The organism is Roseateles sp. P5_E11, assembly GCF_054049355.1.
On record NZ_JBFUMO010000456.1, the window covers coordinates 1 to 4,797 of the forward strand.

General features: G+C 69.7%; 5 protein-coding genes. 2 read left to right on the forward strand and 3 right to left on the reverse strand.

Translation table 11 applies throughout. The features are described 5' to 3' along the window. On the forward strand, positions 1–742 hold a 742-nt coding region (locus ACXJKR_RS24425; protein WP_457325017.1), incomplete at its 5' end, for a DUF3734 domain-containing protein. Further along, positions 739–1,656, forward strand: coding sequence for a YeeE/YedE thiosulfate transporter family protein (locus ACXJKR_RS24430; RefSeq protein ID WP_457325018.1), 918 nt, complete (start codon positions 739–741; stop codon positions 1,654–1,656). The genes ACXJKR_RS24425 and ACXJKR_RS24430, both read left to right, overlap by 4 nt. On the opposite strand, the gene ACXJKR_RS24435 is transcribed toward ACXJKR_RS24430, so the two are convergent. The 3 genes from ACXJKR_RS24435 to ACXJKR_RS24445 all read right to left on the reverse strand — a co-directional run. Then, positions 1,634–2,416 carry a hypothetical protein gene (locus ACXJKR_RS24435; protein WP_457325019.1) on the reverse strand — a complete coding sequence of 261 codons (783 nt, stop codon included), beginning with the start codon at positions 2,414–2,416 and terminating at the stop codon, positions 1,634–1,636. The genes ACXJKR_RS24430 and ACXJKR_RS24435 overlap by 23 nt on opposite strands. After that, a complete protein-coding gene (locus ACXJKR_RS24440; protein WP_457325020.1) occupies positions 2,413–3,426 on the reverse strand; it encodes a hypothetical protein in 1,014 nt (337 codons plus the stop codon). The genes ACXJKR_RS24435 and ACXJKR_RS24440 overlap by 4 nt, the downstream gene beginning before the upstream one ends. A 64-nt stretch (positions 3,427–3,490) precedes the next feature. Next, the coding region (locus ACXJKR_RS24445; RefSeq protein WP_457325021.1) for a M3 family metallopeptidase at positions 3,491–4,797 on the reverse strand (1,307 nt) is incomplete at its 5' end.

A 4,797-nucleotide genomic window follows, 5' to 3' on the forward strand; every position in this document is an offset into this window, starting at 1 on the left:
GGGCGTGGACAAGGCGTCCTACTACAGCACCGAGCCGCTGCGCGAGACACTGCGCGGCCTGGTCGACTTCGAGCAACTGCAACGCGGTGGCATGCGCCTCACTGTCGGCGCGGTGAATGTGCGCAGCGGCCAGATGCGCTACTTCGACTCGCGCGAGGAACCCGTCGGCCTGGAGCACGTCATGGCCTCAGGCGCATTGCCGCCGGCCTTCCCGGCCGTSSKCATCGACGGCGAGSCCTACTGGGATGGCGGCCTCTACTCCAACACRCCCATCGAGGCCGTGCTGGACGACAACCCGCGCCGCGACGCGCTGATCTTTGCCGTCAACGTCTGGCACCAGACGGCGCCGCAGCCTGAGTCGATCTGGCAGGTGATGGGCCGTCAGAAGGACATCCAGTACGCCAGCCGGGCCGACAGCCACATCACCCGCCAGAAGCAGATCCACCGGCTGCGCCACATCATTCGCGAGCTCGGCGGCCTGCTGTCGCCCGCGCAGCAGCGCGGCGCCAAGGAGCTCACCGCCTGGGGCTGCGGCACCACCATGCACGTGGCTCATCTGCTGGCGCCGCGCATCGAGGGCGAAGACCACACCAAGGACATCGACTTCACGCCCGCCGGCGTCAAGGCGCGCCGCTCCGCAGGCCTGGTTGACGCACGCCGCATGATCGAGCGCGCGCCCTGGCAGGCGCCGGTGGACCCGATCGAGGGCGTCATCGAGCACGTGTTGGAAGAGGCGGCATGAACCTTTTGGCGTTCACCGGCGCCGCGGCCTGCGCGCTGCTGATGGGCGCGGCCATCCAGCGCGGCGCCACCTGTACGGTCGCCGCCGTGGGCGAACTCGTTGACCAGCGCAAGGCCAGCCGCCTGCGCAGCCTGCTGGAAGCCTCGCTGTGGGTGGCCGGCGGACTGCTGTTGTTGCGCTTGCTGCCTCTTCCCCAACCAATCCTGCCCGCGCCCTTTGCACTGACCGTTTGGACGTTGCTGGGCGCCGCCCTGCTGGGCCTGGGCGCCTTCGTCAACCAGGCCTGCGTCTTCGGCGCCATCGCGCGGCTGGGCAATGGCGAGTGGGCCTATCTGGCAACGCCGCTGGGCTTCTATGTCGGCTGCGCCAGCGTGGATGGCCTGTTCGCCGCGGTCCGGCCGCAACCGCTGCCGGCCGGATCACCGCTGTGGGTGGCACCCGCCGCGCTGGGGCTGGTGTTTGCCGCCTTTTCGTTGTGGCGCGCCTTCGTGCGCAGGCGCCAGCCGTGGTGGACGCCGCACACGGCCACTGTCTCCATCGGCCTGAGCTTTCTGGCACTGCTGCTGCTCGAAGGCGCCTGGGCCTACACCGACGCGCTGGCCGAGCTGGCCCACGGCATGACCATGCGCAGCGCCGCGCGACTCACCCTCTTCGCCTGCCTGCTGGCCGGCGCCATCTTCGGCGGCTGGCACGCCGGGCTGTTGAAGGCCCGCCCGCCGAGCGCGGCCGGCCTGGTGCGTTGCCTGATCGGCGGCCTGCTGATGGGCTGGGGCAGCCTGCTGATCCCCGGTGGCAATGACGGCCTCATCCTGCTCGGCCTGCCTCTGCTGTGGCCCTACGCCTGGATGGCCTTCGCGACGATGTGCGCCGTCATCGCGCTGGCCCAATGGGCTAGCCGGTCCAGACGAGGCTGAGCTGCAGGCGGCGCAGCGCCGTGTGCGGCTGGCGGGCCGACTGCAGCGGTACGCCCTGCAGCGTGACGGGGCGCTCATCGCCGGCGTCCAGCGTCAGGCGTTCAGCCGTCAAGGCCCAGCGCCATCCCGGCAGGAGGGCGTCGCCCACGCTGGCCCGCCAGGCACGGGCACTGCCCAGAGGCAGCTCGGCTGGGTCGCGCCCCGGCAGTTGCACGCGGTTGTGGCCATGGGGGCCACCACCGGCTTCGATGCCCATCCGCCAGCCCGATTCGCTGTTGGCCTGCAGGCCCAGCAGCAGCAGACCCTGGCGATAGCGCTCGGGATAGCCGCTGACGCTGCCGGCGTCGCGCAGGCGCCGGCGCCACTGCCAGAATTCGGCGGCGGCCAGGGCTTGCCCCTGCCAGCCGGCGATCAGCGGCTGTGGCGCCAGGCCCCCCTCGATGCGAATGAAGTCATGGGCGACATCGCTGCGCGTCTGCACCTCATTGCCCTGGTTGCTGAAGCCTCGGTAGTCGCGCGCTCCGCGCAACACGCCAACCCGCAAGGCCGCCGTGGCCGAGCCCGGCGGCGCCCAGCGCCAGGTGGCGGCCAGGCCGCTCAGCCGACCGTCTTCGGTCAGCAGGCGGCGGCCGTCGCTGGCGGTTTCACGCCATTGCTGCCATTCCTGCTGGCCCGCCAGCTCGGCCTGCCACGGCGAATCGGCCCGCGCGGCCGGCGCCAGCAGCCCTGCGAGCAGGGCCAGTGTGACGGCGCCCCTCACTCCAGCTCGGTCCAGGTCTTMAGCATCTGCGTCTCGTAGTTGCCGTCGCCCTCGGCATCCAGTTCCAGCCGAGCCTGGCTGCCATTCACGGCGGAGATGCGCAATGTCGAACTCGCATGGCCCTTGACCATCAGCTGGCCGCTGCTCGGGTAGGCGCTGTCGCCGACGATGATGAGGGGCTGGGGTGTCGTGATCAGCACCTGCTTGTTGTCCAAACTGCTGCTGGCCAGGCTGCTGTTGTAGCTGATGCTCGTGCGCAGGCTGCCGCTGATGGGCTCGATGCGCAGCGCCAGCTTGGTGTCCGTCAGCGTCATCGTGAAATTCTGGCCGCCAGCGCGGCCACTCAGCACGAGGCGGCTGGTGGCCAGCGTCACCTCGCCCACGCCGGCAGGGGTCTGGCCGACCGTCAATGTGATCGTGCCGTCGCCCTGGGCCATGTCGCTGCCTGTCGTGACGCCGAAGGCTGTCAGCGTCATCGCCAGCGTCGCGCTGTAGTTGTTGCTGTCGTAGACGCCAGCGAGGGCCTGCACGCTCAGCGCGATGCGGCCCTGCATGACGTCGCCGCCCTCCTTGCAGGATTGCGCGTCGATGGTGAGGCTGTCGCCGAGGTCGAAGTTGCCGTTGTTGTTGCTGTCGTTGACGCTCACCAACAGGCTGCCGCCCTGGCTGCAGGGCACGGTCTCGCGCACCTCGGCGCCGGCCAGCAAGGCCTGGCGCCCGCTGGCCACACGCATGGCGCGGCGCGCCGTGTCGACGGCATGGTGCAGCAGGCGCGGGTCGCCACCCGTCTCAGCGCCGGTGAACACGCCGCTGGTGTCATTGAGGAAAAAGGCGCTGGACACGGTGGACTGGCCCACCACCTGGTAGTTGCTCGCGCTGATGCCGAGCATGGTGGACTCGGTCGGCGTGGGGCCGCTTGGCGCGCCGCCAGAGCCACCACCGCCGCAGGCGGCGAGGCCGAACAGGCAGGCGAGGACGGTGGCCGACAGGCCGATGCGACGTTTGGACATTTTTTGGACTCCCTGGTAACGCCCGGATCGCACGCAGGGCGACCGTGACAACCGAGGTTTTACCTCAGGCCGGCAGCAGGCCTCTGTCCTTCAGCATCGGTTCGACAACAGGATCGCGACCGCGGAAGGCGCGGAAGGCCTCGCCCGGCTCGCGGCTGTTGCCAGTCGAATAGATGCACTCGCGCAGCCGCGCAGCGACCGCCGCATCGAACACATTGCCGGCCTCGACGAAGGCGTCGAAGGCGTCGCAGTCCAGCACCTCCGCCCACAGGTAGACGTAGTAGCCCGCCGCATAGCCAGCGCTGCTGAACAAGTGCTGGAAGTGCGTCAATCGGTGATTGAGGCCGACCTCGCTGGGCAGCTGCCACTTTTCGAGCGTTTCGCGCTCGAATGCAACCACGTCATCAGGTGCTGCCGGCAGCGCGTGCGCGGCCATGTCGACGAGGGCGCTGGCCGTGTAGCGCAGCGTCTCGTAGCCCTGGCCGAACTGGCGCGCGGCCTGCAGCTTGGCCAGCAGCGCATCGGGCAGCGGCTCGTCGGTCTGCCAGTGACGGGCGAAGGTCTTCAGCACCTGGGGCTCGGCCATCCAGTGCTCGTAGAGCTGGGAGGGCAGCTCGACAAAGTCGCGCAGCACCTGAGTGCCCGCCAGGCGCTCATGCTCGACGCTGGACAGCAGGCCGTGCAGGCCGTGGCCAAATTCGTGGAAGAGCGTGCGCACATCGTCGAAGCTCAGCAGCGTGGGCTCGCCAGCGGCGCCGCGGGCGAAGTTGTTGTTGTTCAGGATGACCGGCGTCGCACCCAGCGCGCGGCTCTGGTTGCGCATCGCGTTCATCCAGGCGCCGCTGCGCTTGGTCGGGCGGGCGAAGTTGTCCTGCAGGAAAAGGCCGCGCAGACTGCCGTCGGCGTTGAAGACCTCATAGGCGCGCACGTCGGCGTGGTAGCCGGCGAGGTCGGGCCGGGCCTTGAATTGCAGGCCGAAGAGCCGGCTGGCGCAGTCGAACATCGCCGCCACCATGCGCTCCAGCGAGAAGTAGGGCTTGACCTCGGCCTCGTCCAGCTCGAAGCGGGCGCGCCTGGCCTGCTCGGCGTAGAAGCGCCAATCCCAGGGCTCAAGTTCATGTGTGGCACCGGCCGCGGCCATGGCACCGAGTACCGCCTCGCGCTCGCGGGCCTGAGCGGCCAGCGCCGGGTGCCAGACGCGCTCCAGCAGGCCCATGACGGCGCCCTGGCTGCGTGCCATGGTGTCTTCCAGCGCATAGTCGGCGTAGCAGGCATGGCCGTGCAGCTTCGCCTGCTCGGCGCGCAGCTCAAGGATCTCGCGGCAGATCTCTCGGTTGTCCGTGTCACCGGTGTCGTCGCCGCGGCCAACCC

What these genes read in the sequence shown, in the direction of transcription:
- ACXJKR_RS24430 (WP_457325018.1), top strand. Translation starts at nt 739, where the DNA reads ATGAACCTTTTGGCGTTCACCGGCGCCGCGGCCTGCGCGCTGCTGATG.